We start from the raw sequence: 17,853 nt of genomic DNA on the forward strand, positions 1-17,853 counted from the left end.
CCGTCAGGTTAGATTCAGGCTATCTGTTTTTCCTTACAGATCGTTTTGCCTTCTTCCAAAGTCTGCATAGGTGTTCGACCACAACACATTTTACCCTGGTGGGTTCGTTTGTTGTTGTACTCATCTATCCAGACATCCAAATCCTTCTGAAGTTCCGTTAAATCAGTGTAAACCTTCTTCCTGAAGGTGATCTGATAAAATTCATTAAGAATGGTTTTGTGGAAGCGCTCACAGATACCGTTAGTCTGTGGGTGCCTCGCCTTGGTTTTGGTATGTTCTATATCGCAGGCTGCCAGGTAAAGCTCATAGTCGTGATTATCCAGCTTGCCACAGTACTCTGTACCCCTGTCAGTTAGCACTCTTAACAGCGGAATCTCCTGCTCTGCAAAAAAGGGCAGCACCCGGTCATTCAGCAAATCAGCTGCGGTAATCGGCGTCTTTGTGGTAGTAGTTTTTTAGGACAGCCATAAATTTTACATTACAAACCAATAGACTGGGTGAAAGTCTCATATTGACCACAACTAAACACTGCCACCTTTCTCTGGGAATGGTATGACATTGCTTGTAGCAGCCTTGGTGACTTTCCCGCAATAAGTTGCAGCAAATAACTTCCAGCCATTTTCAAACCAGTGGCTCTGAACTAATGACCGAAGCGTCAATACGCCCTGACCACCCGGATTTCGCCAGCGCATACCTGAGCACTTCATCCGCTGGGTAACCAAGGTTTTACAGGCTGCCTCTACCACACCAGAGCCGATCGGAAGGTTATTCGACAAGTGTTCAGCATAGCGCATACGCTGGCGATTTTTTCTGAAATACTCCAGCTCGGTCTTTAATTTTGAGCGGCGCGGATGCTTTTTATGCTGATAAGCCAGGGCTTTAATAATGCGCTCAACCCCATCGAGTTCCTCTTTTAGGACGTGTCGGTAAGTGACAAACTTTTCTTTGGACTTGATGCTGTTTTCTCCATAAGCCTGGTCAAATGCTTTCTTCAGGTGATCGGCTGCGTGGTAGTAATCAATAACCTCAACACCCGCTGCTCTGTAGGGGACAATTATCCCTAACTCTTACTGTCGCAATGAGTGGCTGGCCTTACAGGCTGGCCAAACATCTCAATATGAAACATTAATTCTGTACTGGATGAAGTACGGTCAAACAGAAGGCTTGCCAGCCACTCCAGTCCATATCGAAAAATACTATTGGCAAGGCGTCCATGTTTTAGCCTTTTGATGGGCTTAATTTCAGCACGCCATTCTCCTGTGCAGTAAGCCCAACAATAGGCAAGGGTTACAATTCCCAGCAGGCGCTCAATACGCTCTCTGTCTGACAGGTGTGTACTCTCCAGATCGAAACCTCTACCCTTTAAAGCTTGGAATAGTGTCTCAATTTCCCATCGCCTCATGTAGTCACCCAGCGCCTCCTGACCTGCTTCATTGCTGATAATGATGACGCGTTCCTGCTCTGAGCGATAACAGGAAAGAAATACACGAACACCCCAGAGTTCCCGTGCATGATTCAGATGCATGCTTTCTCCCACTTTCAGACTGAAAAATCGATACGCTTTCAATTTTTCCGTTCGATGGCGGTTCATTGTGCGGGTGTCGTTTGGAATGCGGATACGGAAAGGAATTTTCTGCGCTATCAGCCACTTTAACCATTTTTCACCCCGAAACTCACGGTCTGCGGTTAAATACTGTATACGCTCTGTACCCAGTAAGTTGATAAAACGCTTCAGCAGCGTGATTCGTTCCTCCATGCTGGACATGCCCTTTTTGGGAAGGAGCGTCCAGACAATAGGAATGGCAGTGCCTTTATAAGCAATTGCCACCATCATGATATTGATTTTGAACTTTCCAAACTGCCAGTTGGAGCGATCCAGGCACACAATCCAGTTGCCTTCAGGCACCATCCAGTCAACAACCATTCGTGCCACACAATCCAGCTCGAAGCCTTTCCACATCAGGAAACGTTTGAGGCGCTTACGTCTGGAGTCTATTTCAGTGTGGTGCCCCATCGTTTGAGCTATACGGGACAAACTGACCGTGCCAACCTGTATAAGGCCAAAGATGGCGAGAGCCATAAGGTTAATACGGGATTGATGCCAGTTAAAAGAAGCTTTAAGCTGTTTTTCCAGAGAATGAGTATGCTGCACAAAAAGTAAACTGCTTGAGGTAAAGGACTTGCAGAATACTGATTGAAAGCAGCTCATTCTCCCTCATAGATCAACGTTTACCTCAGAATTGTCCCCTACAGAGCACCCGCTGGTAGTTCCTGGGAAAGGTATGACCAGTTGTCCTTGGCGCCATCAGCGACTTTGACCAGTGACAGCTGTGGCTTTTGTCGCAACGCTTCTTGCAATAGTGCTGACAAAGACTGCTTGAGTGTGAGTTTTTTAGTTTCTGGCATTCGTCCTATGCGGACTGTTGATAAACGCTCCCCCTGTTGATCGTAAAACGACAAAGTTCCGCAACTGGCCTCCTTGCAACCTGTCGGCCCTTGAGTCCGTTTGCCTTCAGAAGCGCTCCTGGCTCGCTTTTCTACTCGTTTGCCATCTTTCATGGGCAGCATAACGCCATCCAGGGAGGCGGCTACTGTGGCCGCATTGGTGGGCACGTTAAGTTTCTCAATAAGCATCTCTTCAAAAGGCTCACGGTGCTGTTCCCACTGAGTATTAAATTGCCTGGGGAAACGAGCAAGACTGCTTTCTGAGGGAGACATACCTCCCATGAGATCAAGGAGGCTTTTTGCTTCACCGGGAGACATTTGAGCAACAACCCAGGCAGCTTGCTTTGCAGCCCGAGGCGTCCAGAAGCCTTCCACGATCCCGGCTTTCAACTCCATGGGCACGATACACGGCTCTTTGCCGTTACGGTAAAGTGTGCGCATAACCCGGACTGAACCAACCGCTGTCTGGTAGGTTTTATAACTGCGCAACACCTGCTTATAAGTGATCCCGCTGACCTCAATAGCTGGGGTATCAATATCAAGCTCAGCCAGCGCCTCTGCTAAAAAATCTTGCTGAGCTTGATTAAAGAGAGCATTAACGGTCTGCTCAAACTCTTCAAAGTGCCTGATAGGATTGCCAGACTCTCGCAGAGCCTGCAATTGGTGGCCTAACCGTTGAATCGCATCACAAGAAATGGTGGCGGCTTCAGTCCGTAGCTGACATACTTCCATGGGGCGGCCTCTCACTGGCAAGGTGTTGTGTGCTATCAACATCATACCTGTGATTGGCTGCCTTCTGTTTAAGCATTGAAAAAATAGCTGCCTACTACTTTCCCCGGTTGGCAAGCTGAAGAAGCTCGGTCAATTTGAGACTTTCACCCTAATGATTAGACATCACGGCATAGGCACAGACTTCAATGGCAAAAATAGCAGCCAACTCTGTCAGTCTATCAACCACCCACTGCCGACGGTGCTCATAATTCTTACCTGAAAAATGATCCTTCCCACAAAGATAGGCACGGCGCACACACCGAGCCATACAGTGGTAGTAAGGTGTGCTTTCAGGGGCAATCTGACTGTTACGGGCGCGAGTCATAAGCACTTTTGTCTATAGGGTGAAGTTTTAGTGACAAAAGAAAGGTAGCTTATCTGAGGGATCAGTCAAATTTATGGATGTCCTTTAAGTTCTATATAAAAAATTTAAATAAAGCGGATTTGCTGAACATTTCATCAGTCTATTTAAGTAAAGGTAGTATTGCTGAAATCTATGATGAGAATAATTTACAAGGAAAAAAGCTTACTGTAGAGTCCAGTGGAGATTATCCAGATATCAAACGCTTTATCAAAAGTTTTAAAGTTTCAACAAGGGAGCTACTAAAAAATTCCACTATGCAAACTAGCTCGTACAGTTTAGGCGGGAGTTCTATTGACGATGTTGCGAATTACAGAATCCTGTACAATGAAGATAATTCGATGAGCGCTACTCACATGTTATGGAAAAATACACCAGCTGATCAAGAAACTCGAATTATTGGAAGTCAATATTATGACTATGAAAATAGATATATGGGTGAAGAGTCTGGATTTAAGAAAGTACCAAAGGCTATTTTATTATACCATCAGGGGTCAGACCTTCTTGATGATATAAGTGATGAGTATCTTTCTAAGCGTTACTCAATGGAAAAAAGAATTAAGAGCTATATGTTACCAAAGTGGGTAATAGTTATAGCAGAGTGGGATGATTTAAATAGACCACGAGTAATGAATAAATATGTGCTTAATAATTCTAAATTGCAAAAACGAATATATGATAATGTTGTTGCCGGACGTGATCCATTTGACAATGTGAGCTATGACTATGATCAATTTGACACTGTTTTGGGAGTATATAAGTTCGATTATGTAGGCGACTCTTTATTAGTAAATAAAATAACCACCTATTACATGGATGTTGGTTGTAAAACTTCTTGTACCACCCCCGATGGAATTGAAAATCCTATCCCGGGTTATTATTACACTCAATCACTTATCTATGAAACGGAGTTTGATGGTGTTTCAGGGCTTGCTCACACTACATATTATAGAACCAACTTTGAACAAGGCAGTGATTCCCCCATAGAGGTTTCTTTCTATAAGGAGAGACTAAGCTTTACATATAAAAAAAATTTAGAGAAACAACAAGGGTATTCGATAATTGCGGGCTTAAATAACGGCGTAGCTCATTATGATGTTCCATTTATGGATTATGGGTATGACTATATAGAATCTAATTATGAGCAATTGCCAAATTACGATATATTTCAACTCGGTTATGTCGATATTGGAGGGGCGAGCGATTACCTATATGATTTAACGTTCCCTTCAATACTTGCTGCCGAATTAGATGAAGGGTATAGGGATAAAGGCCTTTTTGCTATAGAAGTATTATCGAGCTACATTGGAGAGCGAGAGATAGCTGTAATGGCTGGAGCGCTTAACTCAATAGCTGTCCCATGAGCCAGTAAAATAGCTCTCTAGAGCAGCTCTTTAGAGAGCTCTTTAGGACAGCCATAAATTTCACACTACATACAGCATTTTTTTAGGACAGCCATAGTTTTTTAGCATAGTTTTTTAGGACAGCCATAAATTTTACATTAAGTAGTGTATAGATTGCTTTCGAATAATTTAACCATCCAGTCGGACAGTATTAGAAAATGAGATCATATACTCCTCTCCAAATGAAAAAAGCACCCGTTCAACTTCTTTTTCAAATTCCGCAAAGCTCTTGATTGACAAGAGGTTGAGCCATTCATACTTTATTTTCCTCCACAGGATTTCAATCAGGTTGAGCTCAGGTGAATATGTTGGCAGAAAGCAGACCAGCAATTTCTTTTCAATCATCCAGTCATCAATTCTGGCACAAAACTTTTTGCTGGTGTGAATGCTGGCATTATCCACCATAACTACCGTGTAACGATCATTTGAGCTGTATTTTTCATCTGCCATTTTCTCTGCAAAGTCATCAAAGGCCGCAATCACCGTATCGCTATTCACTGAACCCACAACAGGATAATGAAATAGCTCACAGCTTCGGTTCATAAACCCCAGTACGTTGATGCGTTTACTTTTGACTGATGGTATTCTGAGCTGCTTTCCTTTTTCCTGCCAACCGTATGGCACACAAGGTTCCTGGGTAAAGCCGGACTCATCAAAATAAAATAAATTGATTAACCCTTTGCTCTCGGCTTCCTGGGCATCTTTCAGAGCAGTTTTACAGTCATGGAATTGCTCTTCGTCCCGTTTATGTTTGCATGATTTACGGAGTCTTTTGTAAACCAGCCCTGCTTTTTTACAATGTTTGCCAGAGTAATTTTTGATGAAGATTTACCGGTTTCATCCTCGATCTTGGATTTGACATACGATAAGCGACGAGGCTCTTCAGCCACTAATTCTTTTATGCGTTGCACTTCGGATTCGTCATATATGCACGGCCTACCGCCACCATGCCCCTTGTACAAGGCACGAATACCATATTCTTCCCAATCATCAATCCACTGAGAAGCAGTTTGATATCTAATTTCAAGTATTTCGGCAATTTGCTCAAGGGTAAAGCCACGATTGCTCAATAAAAGGCTATGGGCTCTTTCCCTTATACATCTCAGAGGTCCGTAGTGTTTGGCGAATTTCAAAGTTAATAAAACAGCTTCATCAGTGATTGTAGTGACGTACTTCATAGGGAGAGGGATTTAAAGACCAGTACTCTCTTTATAATAGAGTAAATGTATCATTCAATAGCTATCTGATCGTTAGATCAAGAAGTAGATTTCTCGTACTGGCCGAACATCCAGTTTATTTGAAACCAAACTATGACCTACTTACAAACCAATAGACTTTGATAAATAAACTATGGAAACAAAAGATGGGGATTAGCTACGATTGGTTTGAATCCAGCAGTGATTTGCAAAATTTAATATTTGACCAAGAATGCTGGTTATATATACAGCATCGGTGGAAGGTTACATGAAGTTTATGGAGTAGGTTCGAAATACACTGCGGGTTAAGCGCTATCTTGAAGCAGGGCATGGCGAAGTATGGATGCCTGATGCCCTGGCAAGAAAGTATCCGTCGGAAGCGTTCAGTTTCCACTGGCAATACCTGTTTGCTTCCTACAAACGCTCTGTTGAACCCCGTTCGGGCAAGGAAATGCGCCATCATATGGGTGACACACTACCGTCCATCCACTTACGCTTTTGTAGAAACAGCCGGTGCCAGGTTATATCTTGCTTTATTTCCATAACTGTAAAAGAGAGGATTATACAGAAATCAAGCCGTAGTCCTATCTCTTGAAACTGCAACGGACAGGCAAGGCTGGGTACTTATGAAATAGCCGAATTAATAAAAGACCGTGGTTTCATCTTCCAGATTATACTTTTTAATCTTTCGGTATAATGTGGCAATCCCTATTCCCAGCTCATCTGCCACCTTCTGTTTACTGCCCGTTTTACCATAGGATTGCAGGGCTTTATTCACCAGATACTTTTCCATTTCTTCCAGTTTAAGGGAGAACTGTCGTGAGTCATCTATGCTTTCTTTGTTGTTACTGTCACCGGTCGTCAGGGCTAATGAGTTGCACTGGCGAATAGGTGCAGGGAGATAACCGGGTGTCACCGGTTCCTCAGGTTCAGCCATATTAACAAGGTATTCAATGGTGTTTGCCAGTTCCCGGACATTTCCTGGCCAGTGCCATAAGTTAAGGCATTCCATGGTTTCATCGGTTAATACCGGTTTTTTTACCCCGATGGCAACAGCATGCATGTCCAGAAAATAGTTCGTCAGCAGTGAGACGTCCCCGGTTCGATTACGCAGTGGGGCTATATTGAGAGGAATAACATTCAAGCGATAAAAAAGGTCTTCCCGAAACTTGCCGTTTTTCACCAGCTTATCAAAATCCTGATGGCTGGCAGAAATAACGCGAATATCCACGGGAATCACGGTGGAAGTGCCCACAGGAATAATTTCTCTGCGATCCAGAACTCGCAACAGTTTGGCCTGTAAATGCAGTGACATATCGCCGATTTCATCAAGAAAAAGCGTTCCGCCGTCTGCTTTTTTGACCAGCCCATCCCGGCCCTGGCTGGATGCACCGGTAAATGCCCCTTTGGCGTAGCCAAACAGCTCGCTTTCCAGTAGTTGCTCCGGTATGGCAGCACAGTTAATGGCAACAAAAGGGTGGTCTGCCCTATTACCTGATTCGTGGATCATACGAGCCACCACTTCTTTGCCTGAACCGCTTTCGCCACGAATCAGAATACTGGAAGGACTGATAGCGACCCGTGCAATTTGCCTACGTAGCTTTTTAATGGCGGGAGACTGCCCAATCAGTTCAGTTTTATTATGTCGGTTATTTCCGGTTCGTGTCTGCCCTGCCTTTGAGTGCAATACTAAAAAACGTCGTTGGTCAAGAACAAGCATACGGCCGGGCAATATCTGCTCCTTATCGCGCACCTGAATAATAAATTTGTTTTGCTGCTGCCTGTTATCGTCTTTGCTGCGGCCAAAAGGTCTAGCCTGTATATGCCCAGCAATTCCCGCAAACCAGATTCCGGCTGGCACATTTTCAGTTAATTAAAAATGATTTTATCGCGGATGAACAGAGCCAGACTGCTGCTATATCGGCAGTCGGTTTTAATGACAGGTAACACAGGTCACAGGGCTAACATCAACGCTCTATGTCGTATCGACAGTCAGCAACTTCAAGCTCACACTTCGCCCTTCAATGATAGCTGTAAATACGTCTGTCCAGTTATCAATGCAGAACCAGTCAAACAGCCCTCGTATGGCATGCCAGAATGCCTTTTTAGACTTTTTTATCTTGAGCGCTTCCTGGAAGAGCTTGCAAGACAGTTGTTCTATCTGGTTGATGAGGAAGGCCGTAAAAGTCAGGCATGCCAGATTGCTGGCCAGATGCTGCTTTCCGTGCCCGTAATTGTGTTCGAGATGGTAGCCCTGTGTTTTCAGTGTATTGAACGTTTCGTTTTCAATTTTCCATTTAGCGCGTGCTCCTCGCATGAATTTATTCACGTTCTCGGCTGAAAGCTCAATGTCCGTGACCCAGGTGTTGACGTACTTCTTGTTGCCCTCTGGATCAATTTCTATATATTCGAGAAAGTTAACCAGCACATCCGGGTGTGACTTGTTAATGGGGGCACCATTCACAAACCGGAACCAGTGCGTAAACCCTTTATCATCGGTATATTCATAGCGCACCACTTTGTCTGCACAATCCAGCTCATCGACGGCCTGGTATAACGACTCATGGGTTGAATCCTTTGCCACCATAATGAAGCTATAGCCAAAGGACTTTACCAACTTGATGGTCGGTCCATCTGAGTACAGGTCATCAAAAGTCAGAACCAGTGGCAGGTGCGGATGCTCTCTGGATAAATTCGCCAATAGCCGCTTGAGCGCTACCTTCTCACAATCATTCTTTGACGCATCAACTTGTTTGATGATGGGTTCAGGCATTAAAGGTAATACTTCTTTCTTGCCCGGCTTTACCAGACAGCAGGCCAGTAACTGATGGTAGTATTGCGGATTTTTGCTGCCTGGCTTTTTTACACAACACTCAGGACAACTAATCTTCCCTGAGCAAAAGTGCCCCGTACCATCGATAGGCGCAAGATACCCTTCCTCAAAATAAGTGAACTGCTTAAGCCGCCCAGATCGTTGCACAAAGGCAAACAGGCGGGTAAAGAACTTCCTTAAATAGCGTGTTTCGATAGGGTCAATCAGATCCCTCAGATAGGTATCACTGGGGACACAGCTGACATTGTACATCGACTTTAAGTTCTTGAGCCTATCTGGGTTATTGACACAATCCTGATCAAAAGCCAGTAATGAAGGGTATTTCAGGTGCATGACTGCCAGGCCACTCATGACCGCATCATGAAGGACAATTTTGTCATGTTGGCTTTTCTTGCGAAAGTCTGGAATTTGACCCGCTTCATCAGAGACTATTTTGAGCAGTTTTTCAGCAATGGTTCTTGGTTTCGTTAGCGGCACAACATGAGCATCGTTATTATTATTGTGGTGAAATTCTACCGGATAGTCTGCGATTTTAGCAAGAGGCTACCAAGCTACAGCCCTTGTTATTAAGGGCTTTAATCAAGTCTGCGGGAATTGCTGGTATATGCCGGATTGACTGGTTGGATTGAATATGTAGCAGTTTTCTGGCGGCAGTATTCATGTGTTGGCATTGGCCCCTGCTATTGAGTTCCAGTAGGCCTTCTACCAGATATTCCCCCACCTCCTTGATCATTTTCTCACTGCGGCGAACCTTGTGGCGATAGATGCTCTCCATGGTTTTGGCAATAAAAAGCTGGGCAGTGTTTTCAATGGATTCAATATAGAAATCAATATTGTTCAGCAACTGGTTTCTTTTTTCTTCACTGAAACAGACCAGGCTAATGACACCAATACAGTCGCCATGAAACATCACCGGTACACCGAGAAATGCTTTTTCCTTGCAGCCTATCCGACGACTGCACATCAGGCATTCCGGGTCTTTGCCGGAGCGTTCAATGACTTTATATTTACGGGTGCTGATAATAGATTTGTAAACATTCGTTCCCGTGGTCAGGGTGCGCCCGAGGTTGCTGGAATATAGGCCGGTTCCAGCAATTCTCAGCAGTTTTTCATCCACTACCTCCACATCCAGATTCAGCATACGGGACAGCACTTGCACGAAACGAAGTACTGTTGACTGAATAGACATCAGGCGGGAGTTAGATAACATAACCATACTCTGCTTTTTTTATTAATCTTTTTTATTCTTCATAGCTGGAAGCTTCCCTACATTGAGCTGGAGCAGTATTTTTATTCTTATGCATCCCTATTTTCGCAATTAATATAAAGAAGCAAATAATTTGAATCAGTGTTCGCTTAATTTTATGGTTATTCAGCCATTAAGTTTCTCTGATATTGACGTAAGTCACGGACGTTTTCTTATATTCATTGCCATGCTGAACCACGACCTATTACAGAGCCATCGTTTGATGGTTCTGTTTAATAATGTTTTTTAATAAACAGGCCAGAAGTATCCTGTATTCAACCGAATTTAAAATCGGTTGCCATCAGTATATTGCTGATAACACTCGGGAGTATCTATGTCCTTATGAATAGCCGGATCAGCAACGGGAATATAACGATGGGGGCCTGATTGCAGTACTGCTTTCATCCGGGATTCTACCGGCGCGGTGAGAATAGTGTGAAATACACTGCCATGGATAAGAACCGGATGGCCAGCCATTTGCCCTGATGTGTTGACTACGGGAAATAGTGTGTCTTGCTGTCTTTGATTCCAGAGCTTTTCGAATACCGTATCAGAAATCAGTGGCATATCACCGTGGCTAATAAACAGGTAGTCACCCTGGCAGTCCTGGCTTTGAAAATGGCGAATTCCGGTCTGAATGGAACTGAACAACCCGAGCCGGTAGGAAGGGTTTTGAACGATTCGCAGGCGCGGCTGTGCCTGGTATCGATCCTGCAGTTCATCGCTGCGATGGCCTGTCACCAGAATAACCTGATGGCAGAATTTCAGTGCGTTAGCAATGCTGTAATCAAGAATGGTTCTCCCTTTTGGGCCAAAGGGGAGCATCATTTTCCATTGCCCCATGCGAGATGAAAGACCGGCTGCGGTGATCAGGCAACTGACAGGTTTGGGTTCTTGATCAGGCATAACAGTATCTCTGAAGCATAGAGTATTCAGGGGAGGATCAAAGGTGTTTTATTTTCCCGGAATCAATCCCGTTAAGGATCGCATTATTGCGGCAACCGGCGCAGGAGGGAAGACCCATTGTCTGGAATATCTGGCCCAAGGGCTTAAAGAACTCGGACACCGGGTATTGTTAACCACCACCACCCGGATTGTTCATCCTGGCAGTACCGGTTTTGGCCAGCATATAGATCGCCTGATTGACCGTAATATTCCAGAATCCCTGGGTATTAAGCCAGCTGCAGCAACACTCACCGTAGCAGGTTATCCGGATAAAGCATCAGGAAAGCTATCAGGTCTGAGCCCGGCTCTGATCGCAGCGCTGGTAAAAGAGGATATTTATGACAGCATTCTTGTGGAAGCTGATGGTTCAAGGGGCTTGCCGCTGAAAGTTCCGGCAGGTCATGAGCCGGTTTTACCCGATGAATGTCAGGTGGTTATTGCGGTTACGGGCTGGAAAGGGATACGCAGGGCCCTTAATAAAGGAATTGATGCCAGCCAGGTTCATCGCTGGCAACGGTTTTCCCGAATGACCGGTTTATTGGACGGTGACCATATAACGCCTGCTGTCATGGGAAAATTACTGGGGGACAACCATGGGCTTTTTAAAAATACACCTGCCAGTGCACGAAAAATATGGCTCGTTAATCAGGTGGATAGCGAGCGGGATAAAAGCCTGGCAACCGAATTTATTCAAACAGTAACAGCCCATTCAATAGCTATTGATCACTGTCTGATAAGTTGCTTTCAAGATACTTCGCAGTTTCCTGTCAGGACAGTGAGCAGAACAAGAAATTTATCAGGAAGGTTTTTTAAAAATAAATCAGAGGGGGTTTAATGAATATTTTTGCGGAAGCGGCCCGGCTCTATGAGCAAAACATTCCTTTTGCGCTGGCTTCAATTATCGAAACCAGGGGGTCAGCCCCCCGGCATGATGCCATGCTGCTGGTCCAGGAAGGAGGAGAAACCCTTGGTACTATCGGGGGGGGCATGATTGAGCGACATGTGATTAATGAAGCGATGGCAGCCCTGAAAGAGGGGCGGTCAAGAACGGTTAAAGGTAGTATGTCAAGGGCTGGCAAAGATGCCATGGACATGGACTGTGGTGGCACTATGAAGGTTCATATTGATGTTCAGGGTATCCGCCCGGATATGCTGCTGGTGGGGGGCGGTCACGTTAACCGGGCTGTTGCAAAACTGGCGGCGGTACTGGGTTATACCATGACTGTGGTGGATTCCTGGGAACCTAACCTTAATGCCCGCTTTTTCCCCCCTCAAACCCGGTTTTTCCTCGGTGGCACCATTACAGGGGCTATCGGTCAGGCAACTATCAGAGACAATACCCAGGTTATTATCGCCACAAACCATGAAGATACTGTGGCATTGCCTGTTATTTTAAAAAGCCCTGCCAGGCATATAGGTCAGCTGGCCAGCAGGAGAAAAGTGGGGATTCTTCGGGAGAAATGCCGGGAGGCAGGCATCAGTGAAGCCCGTTTTAATCAGGTGCGTACCCCGGTAGGGCTGGATATCGGTGCGGAAAGTCCGGAGGAAATTGCCCTGAGCATTATGGCGGAAGTGCTGGCTCTATCTAAAGGTAAGGCGTTGAACTCTGGTCTGCCTTGCGTATCTATCAATGGTAACAGGCGGGTTGTTATTCGTGGAGCCGGGGATTTAGCCACGGGAACTGCCGTTAAACTCCATAACTGTGGCTTTCAGGTGGTGATGCTGGATCTGCCAAAGCCCACCGTTATCAGAACCAATGTATCCTTTGCGGGAGCCTTGCTGAACAGTAATGAATCTATCTGCGTCGAAGGAATTACCGCTCGCAAGGCCTGCTCCGTGAGTGACGCAAGAAGGGTACTGGATCAGGGGGAGGTGGCCGTGCTCGCTGACCCCGATTGTCATACCTTGAGGCAGCTTAAGCCCGCTATTCTGGTGGATGGCATTCTGGCCAAGAGGAACCTGGGAACCACCCGCGATATGGCACCGGTCACCATCGCCCTTGGCCCGGGTTTCAGTGCCGGTGACGACGTGGATGCGGTGATTGAAACCTGTCGTGGTCATAGCCTGGCCAATGTTATCTATCAGTGTGAGGCTTTACCTGATACGGGTAAACCGGGCAATATCCTGGGCTATGATAAAGAGCGGGTTTTGCATGCACCCTGTGCCGGACGGGTGTTGCCTAAAGCGGTGATTGGTGATTTGGTTCAGGAAGGCCAGATTATCGCAGTGATTGAAACCGGGGAGGGTGAGCAACCCGTGACAACCAGAATTAGTGGCAAGGTTCGCGGGTTGATTACCGCAGGAACATCGGTGACCGAAGGCTTCAAGGTGGGCGATATCGATCCCAGGGGAGCCTCTGTTGAACATACCACCGTGTCCGATAAGGCAAGGGCTATTGCCGGTGGTGTGCTGGAGGCTATTCTGAAACTGTCCCGATAAAGGGCAGTCGCTGTGATTGTTTTATGGCCCTGACGGTTTATTGGTTTGCAAACGTCAGGGCTTTTTTTTGAGTGGGGTTTCAAATTGATTGGTTTTTTTCTGTTTTATCAAACTGATAGATCAAAGCGAGCTTAGTGTTTTGTTCCTGAAAAATAGAAATTGCTTCAGGTCATTTTTTTAAATATGGAAAACTTAATTCTAAAGACCACGTTATTTGCATAGTTATTACCTATCACTGATGAATAAAGGGCGATGGATAGTTTTCCAGAAAAATTATTTTTTTGTGGGTTCGTTATCAAGAGTTGGCACGCATATTGGCTATTAAAAGCCATAAATAACAATCTGGCTGATTCTTAGGTATTGCATGGTTAACCACTTCGTATGCCATAGCGTTCAGCCATTCAATGACCCCGGATTCAGGGGCGTTTTTTAGCTCCGGAATCGCTATACCCAAAATAAGGAAACACCGTGAGTAGCTTCAATGCGTTAATACAACAGATTCAAGCCTTCGACACACAACTGCATAACAAGGATCTTATGTTGACCTGGGAGCAGTCAACAGACGAGTTGAAACAGGTATTGAGCGTTGCCGAGGCACTCCGAACCCTGAGAAATGAAAATATCTCCACCCGGGTATTCGACAGTGGTCTGGGTGTTTCCCTGTTCCGGGACAACTCCACCCGTACCCGTTTCTCTTTCTCTTCTGCCTGTAACATGCTGGGGCTGGCAGTGCAGGATCTGGATGAAGGAAAGTCCCAGATTGCCCACGGTGAAACCGTTCGTGAAACAGCCAACATGATCTCTTTCTGCGCCGATGTGATTGGTATTCGTGATGACATGTACCTGGGTTACGGCAACAGGTATATGCGTGAAGTGGGCAAGGCACTGGACTTCGGTAAGGAAAACGGGGTTCTGGCACAGCGTCCCGGTGTGGTTAACCTGCAGTGCGACATTGACCACCCAACCCAGAGCATGGCAGACCTGGCCTGGCTCACCGAACACTTCGGCAGTCTTGAAAACCTGAAGGGCAAGAAAATTGCCATGACCTGGGCGTACTCCCCCAGCTACGGCAAGCCACTGTCTGTTCCCCAGGGCATTATTGGCCTGATGACCCGCTTTGGCATGGATGTCACCCTGGCCCACCCTGAAGGCTATGACCTGATCCCGGAAGTGGTGGAAACCGCAGGCCGTCAGGCCAAAGAAAGTGGTGGCAGTTTCAGGCAGGTCAGCACCATGGCTGAAGCCTTTAAAGAGGCTGACATTGTCTATCCAAAGTCCTGGGCTCCCTATCATGTCATGGGTCGTCGTACCGACCTGTTAAAAGCCGGTGACCATGATGGCCTCAAGGCGCTGGAACAGGAGTGTCTCGCCGAAAATGCCCGGCATAAACACTGGCACTGCACAGAGGAGATGATGAAGCTGACCCGTGATGGTGAAGGGCTCTACATGCACTGCCTGCCGGCAGATATTACCGGGGTTTCCTGCGAGGAAGGCGAGGTCACAGAAAGTGTCTTCAACAAGTATTTGATCCATACCTACAAGGAAGCAGGCTGGAAGCCATTCATTATCGCTTCCATGATCCTTAATCGGCGCTTTGCAAACCCTGAAATAGTGCTGGAAAACCTGATGAAAAATGGTGCCCGTCGTATTGATGCCTGATTGCATCAAGGGAGGTGCATACCATGTCAACATTTGCCTTATCCATTGAGCAGATGCCAAACCGTTTTTTTAACGGTCAATCTTCGCCCCTGTTCAGTGCAGAAATAGCCAGTGCTGTTCGGGCTTTTCATCGAAGGATTCCGGGTTACCAGGCGACGCCACTTTGCTCGCTTGATGGGCTGGCGAGAAAACTCGGTTTGGGGAAAATTCTGGTAAAGGATGAGTCCTATCGTTTTGGCCTCAATGCTTTCAAGGTATTAGGGGGTTCTTACGCCATTGGTCAAAGTATTACCAGAAAACTCGGTATTCCCCTGGAGTCATTCAGTTTTGACAACCTGAACGGCCATGAGCCTATCACCTTTGCCACCGCTACCGATGGCAACCACGGTCGTGGTGTTGCCTGGGCAGCGATGAAACTGGGTCAGCAGGCTGTTGTTTACATGCCAAAGGGCGCAGCGCAGGAGCGGGTAGATAACATTAGAAGGCTGGGTGCTGAGTGCATAGTCACTGACTTGAACTACGACGACGCTGTTCGTCTTGCCTGTCAACAGGCGGATGAAAACGGCTGGTTGATGGTTCAGGACACTGCCTGGGCAGGCTATACCGAAATTCCCACCTGGATTATGCAGGGTTATACAACCATGGCTGATGAAGCCGTTGAGCAGATGCAGGCCATGGGTATAGAGCGTCCCACTCACACTATTCTACAAGCCGGAGTTGGTGCTATGGCGGGTGGGGTGGTGGGTTATCTGGCTAACCGTTTTGGCGCTGACCGGTTCACCGCTATTACCGCTGAGCCTCATCAGGCGAACTGCATCTATCGGTCTGGCTGTAGCGATGATGGTTCAGCCATTAATGTTCCGGGGGATCTGGATACCATGATGGTTGGCCTGGCCTGCGGTGAGCCGAATCCGCTGGGCTGGGAGGTACTAAGGAATTGCTGTCGGCACTTCCTTTCCGTGGAAGACCGAACCGCAGCATTAGGTATGAGGATTCAGGCCAGCCCGATGAAAGGGGATCAGGCCATTATTTCCGGAGAGTCCGGTGCCATTGGTGTAGGAATGCTTTACGCCATTGCCTGCCATCCGGATTCAGAAAGCATCATGAACAGTCTTGGGCTGGACCATCACTCTGTGGTGCTTCTTTTCAATACCGAAGGCGATACCGATCCGGTGAATTATCAGGATGTGGTCTGGGAAGGTAAATACGGTATTGGATCCAGTCAAAGTCAATATTCATAACGTTAAGGTGGTTGACGGGTTGAAACAAAACCCGTCAACAAGGATATCAAGGATATAAAACCATGAGCAGTGAACTTAAAATCCCCTTTGCTGAAATCCTGAAAAAAGCGGAGGAATATAAACCGGAAATGACCCGTTTTCTGCGGGACATGATCGCCATTCCCAGCGAGTCCTGCGATGAAAAAAAGGTGGTTCTTCGCATTAAGGAAGAGATGGAAAGGGTGGGTTTTGACAGGGTGGACATTGACCCACAGGGTAACGTGCTGGGTTACATGGGCCATGGCAAGCGGATTATTGCCATGGATGCCCATATTGATACCGTCGGGGTCGGTAACCTGGATAACTGGACCTTTGATCCCTACGAAGGTTATGAAAATGATGAGACCATTGGTGGTCGTGGTGCATCTGACCAGGAAGGGGGAATGGCATCCATGGTCTATGCCGGTAAGATCATCAAGGATCTGGGGCTGGAAGATGACTATACACTGGTGGTCACTGGTACGGTTCAGGAAGAGGATTGTGATGGCCTGTGCTGGCAGTACATTATTAATGAAACCGGCCTGCACCCTGAGTTTGTTGTCAGTACCGAGCCAACCGATTGCAACATCTACCGTGGTCAGCGGGGGCGAATGGAAATCCGTGTGGATGTCAGTGGTATCAGCTGCCATGGCTCGGCACCAGAACGTGGTGATAACGCCATCTTCAAGATGGGGCCGATTCTGAATGAACTCAAGGAACTCTCCAGTCATCTCGGTGATGACGAGTTTCTCGGTAAAGGTACACTGACCGTTTCCGAAATTTTCTTCACGTCTCCAAGCCGCTGCGCCGTTGCTGACAGTTGCGCGATTTCCATTGACCGTCGTCTGACCTGGGGTGAAACCTGGGAAGGTGCCCTGGATGAAATACGGGCACTGCCCAGTGTGAAACAGGCAGACGCCAGGGTTTCCATGTACAACTATGACCGTCCTGCCTACACCGGCCTGGTGTATGAGACCGAGTGCTATTTCCCGGCCTGGCAGATTCCTGAAGACCACCTGGTGACCAGGACGACCAGCGAGTGTTTCGAGCTGCTCTTTGATAAAAAGCCACTGGTCGATAAGTGGACATTTTCCACTAACGGCGTGTCTATCATGGGTCGGTATAACATCCCTGTGATTGGTTTTGGTCCAGGCAAAGAGCCGGAAGCCCATGCACCCAATGAAAAGACCTGGAAAGACCACCTGGTGAAGTGTGCGGCCATGTATGCAGCTATTCCAGGTATGTATCTCCATAACCTGCAAAAATAATAGCCCCTCAAAGTTAGTCGGCTCAGAC

The 17,853-nt window shown here is 46.6% G+C and carries 16 protein-coding genes and 1 pseudogene; 6 read left to right on the forward strand and 11 right to left on the reverse strand.

Going from position 1 to position 17,853, the window contains the following annotated elements; genetic code table 11:
* Window positions 1–14 precede the first annotated feature (14 nt).
* The 5 genes and pseudogenes from MJ595_RS16240 to MJ595_RS16260 form a co-directional block, all read right to left on the reverse strand.
* Window positions 15–446 (reverse strand): annotated as a pseudogene (locus tag MJ595_RS16240) (integrase core domain-containing protein); the annotation flags it as partial.
* Window positions 447–521: 75 nt separating this feature from the next.
* A complete protein-coding gene (locus MJ595_RS16245) occupies window positions 522–794 on the reverse strand; it encodes a hypothetical protein (protein WP_263079025.1) in 273 nt (90 codons plus the stop codon).
* Window positions 795–1,060: 266 nt separating this feature from the next.
* Window positions 1,061–2,209, reverse strand: coding sequence for an IS4 family transposase (locus MJ595_RS16250; protein WP_263079026.1), 1,149 nt, complete (start codon window positions 2,207–2,209; stop codon window positions 1,061–1,063).
* Between the two features lie 38 nt (window positions 2,210–2,247).
* Window positions 2,248–3,222: a hypothetical protein gene (locus tag MJ595_RS16255; protein WP_263079027.1), complete on the reverse strand. Its 975-nt coding sequence runs from the start codon at window positions 3,220–3,222 to the stop codon at window positions 2,248–2,250.
* A gap of 103 nt (window positions 3,223–3,325) precedes the next feature.
* Entirely contained in the window at window positions 3,326–3,541 is a 216-nt protein-coding gene (locus tag MJ595_RS16260) for a hypothetical protein (protein WP_263079028.1), read from the reverse strand.
* Window positions 3,542–3,618: 77 nt separating this feature from the next.
* Here MJ595_RS16260 and MJ595_RS16265 point away from each other — a divergent pair, with 77 nt between their 5' ends.
* A complete protein-coding gene (locus MJ595_RS16265) occupies window positions 3,619–4,941 on the forward strand; it encodes a hypothetical protein (protein WP_263079029.1) in 1,323 nt (440 codons plus the stop codon).
* A 168-nt stretch (window positions 4,942–5,109) separates the two neighbouring features.
* On the opposite strand, the gene MJ595_RS16270 is transcribed toward MJ595_RS16265, so the two are convergent.
* From MJ595_RS16270 to MJ595_RS16295, 6 genes are all read right to left on the reverse strand, one after another.
* Window positions 5,110–5,763: an IS630 family transposase gene (locus MJ595_RS16270; RefSeq protein ID WP_263322427.1), complete on the reverse strand. Its 654-nt coding sequence runs from the start codon at window positions 5,761–5,763 to the stop codon at window positions 5,110–5,112.
* Window positions 5,685–6,158, reverse strand: a complete 474-nt coding sequence (locus tag MJ595_RS16275; protein ID WP_263078037.1) for a helix-turn-helix domain-containing protein — start codon at window positions 6,156–6,158, stop codon at window positions 5,685–5,687. The genes MJ595_RS16270 and MJ595_RS16275 overlap by 79 nt, the downstream gene beginning before the upstream one ends.
* 658 nt (window positions 6,159–6,816) lie before the next feature.
* Window positions 6,817–8,037: a sigma 54-interacting transcriptional regulator gene (locus MJ595_RS16280; protein ID WP_263079030.1), complete on the reverse strand. Its 1,221-nt coding sequence runs from the start codon at window positions 8,035–8,037 to the stop codon at window positions 6,817–6,819.
* A 114-nt stretch (window positions 8,038–8,151) separates the two neighbouring features.
* A complete protein-coding gene (locus MJ595_RS16285; protein ID WP_263078000.1) occupies window positions 8,152–9,486 on the reverse strand; it encodes a transposase in 1,335 nt (444 codons plus the stop codon).
* 55 nt (window positions 9,487–9,541) lie between these two features.
* Complete coding sequence (locus MJ595_RS16290; RefSeq protein WP_263079031.1) at window positions 9,542–10,219, reverse strand: hypothetical protein; 678 nt, start codon at window positions 10,217–10,219, stop codon at window positions 9,542–9,544.
* Window positions 10,220–10,540: 321 nt separating this feature from the next.
* Window positions 10,541–11,161, reverse strand: coding sequence for an NTP transferase domain-containing protein (locus MJ595_RS16295; RefSeq protein WP_263079032.1), 621 nt, complete (start codon window positions 11,159–11,161; stop codon window positions 10,541–10,543).
* Window positions 11,162–11,204: 43 nt separating this feature from the next.
* Between MJ595_RS16295 and yqeC the strand changes: the two genes are divergently transcribed.
* From yqeC to MJ595_RS16320, 5 genes are all read left to right on the forward strand, one after another.
* Window positions 11,205–12,035, forward strand: coding sequence for a selenium cofactor biosynthesis protein YqeC (gene yqeC, locus MJ595_RS16300; RefSeq protein WP_263079033.1), 831 nt, complete (start codon window positions 11,205–11,207; stop codon window positions 12,033–12,035).
* Window positions 12,035–13,639 (forward strand): selenium-dependent molybdenum cofactor biosynthesis protein YqeB, encoded by a 1,605-nt coding sequence (gene yqeB, locus MJ595_RS16305; RefSeq protein ID WP_263079034.1) that lies wholly within the window; start codon window positions 12,035–12,037, stop codon window positions 13,637–13,639. The genes yqeC and yqeB overlap by 1 nt, the downstream gene beginning before the upstream one ends.
* A gap of 468 nt (window positions 13,640–14,107) precedes the next feature.
* Window positions 14,108–15,298 (forward strand): knotted carbamoyltransferase YgeW, encoded by a 1,191-nt coding sequence (ygeW, locus tag MJ595_RS16310; RefSeq protein ID WP_263079035.1) that lies wholly within the window; start codon window positions 14,108–14,110, stop codon window positions 15,296–15,298.
* Window positions 15,299–15,321: 23 nt separating this feature from the next.
* Window positions 15,322–16,539 (forward strand): diaminopropionate ammonia-lyase, encoded by a 1,218-nt coding sequence (gene dpaL / locus MJ595_RS16315; RefSeq protein WP_263079036.1) that lies wholly within the window; start codon window positions 15,322–15,324, stop codon window positions 16,537–16,539.
* 62 nt (window positions 16,540–16,601) lie between these two features.
* A complete protein-coding gene (locus tag MJ595_RS16320; protein WP_263079037.1) occupies window positions 16,602–17,825 on the forward strand; it encodes a YgeY family selenium metabolism-linked hydrolase in 1,224 nt (407 codons plus the stop codon).
* Window positions 17,826–17,853 lie beyond the last annotated feature (28 nt).

Source organism: Endozoicomonas sp. Mp262 (genome assembly GCF_025643335.1).
GTDB lineage: Bacteria > Pseudomonadota > Gammaproteobacteria > Pseudomonadales > Endozoicomonadaceae > Endonucleibacter.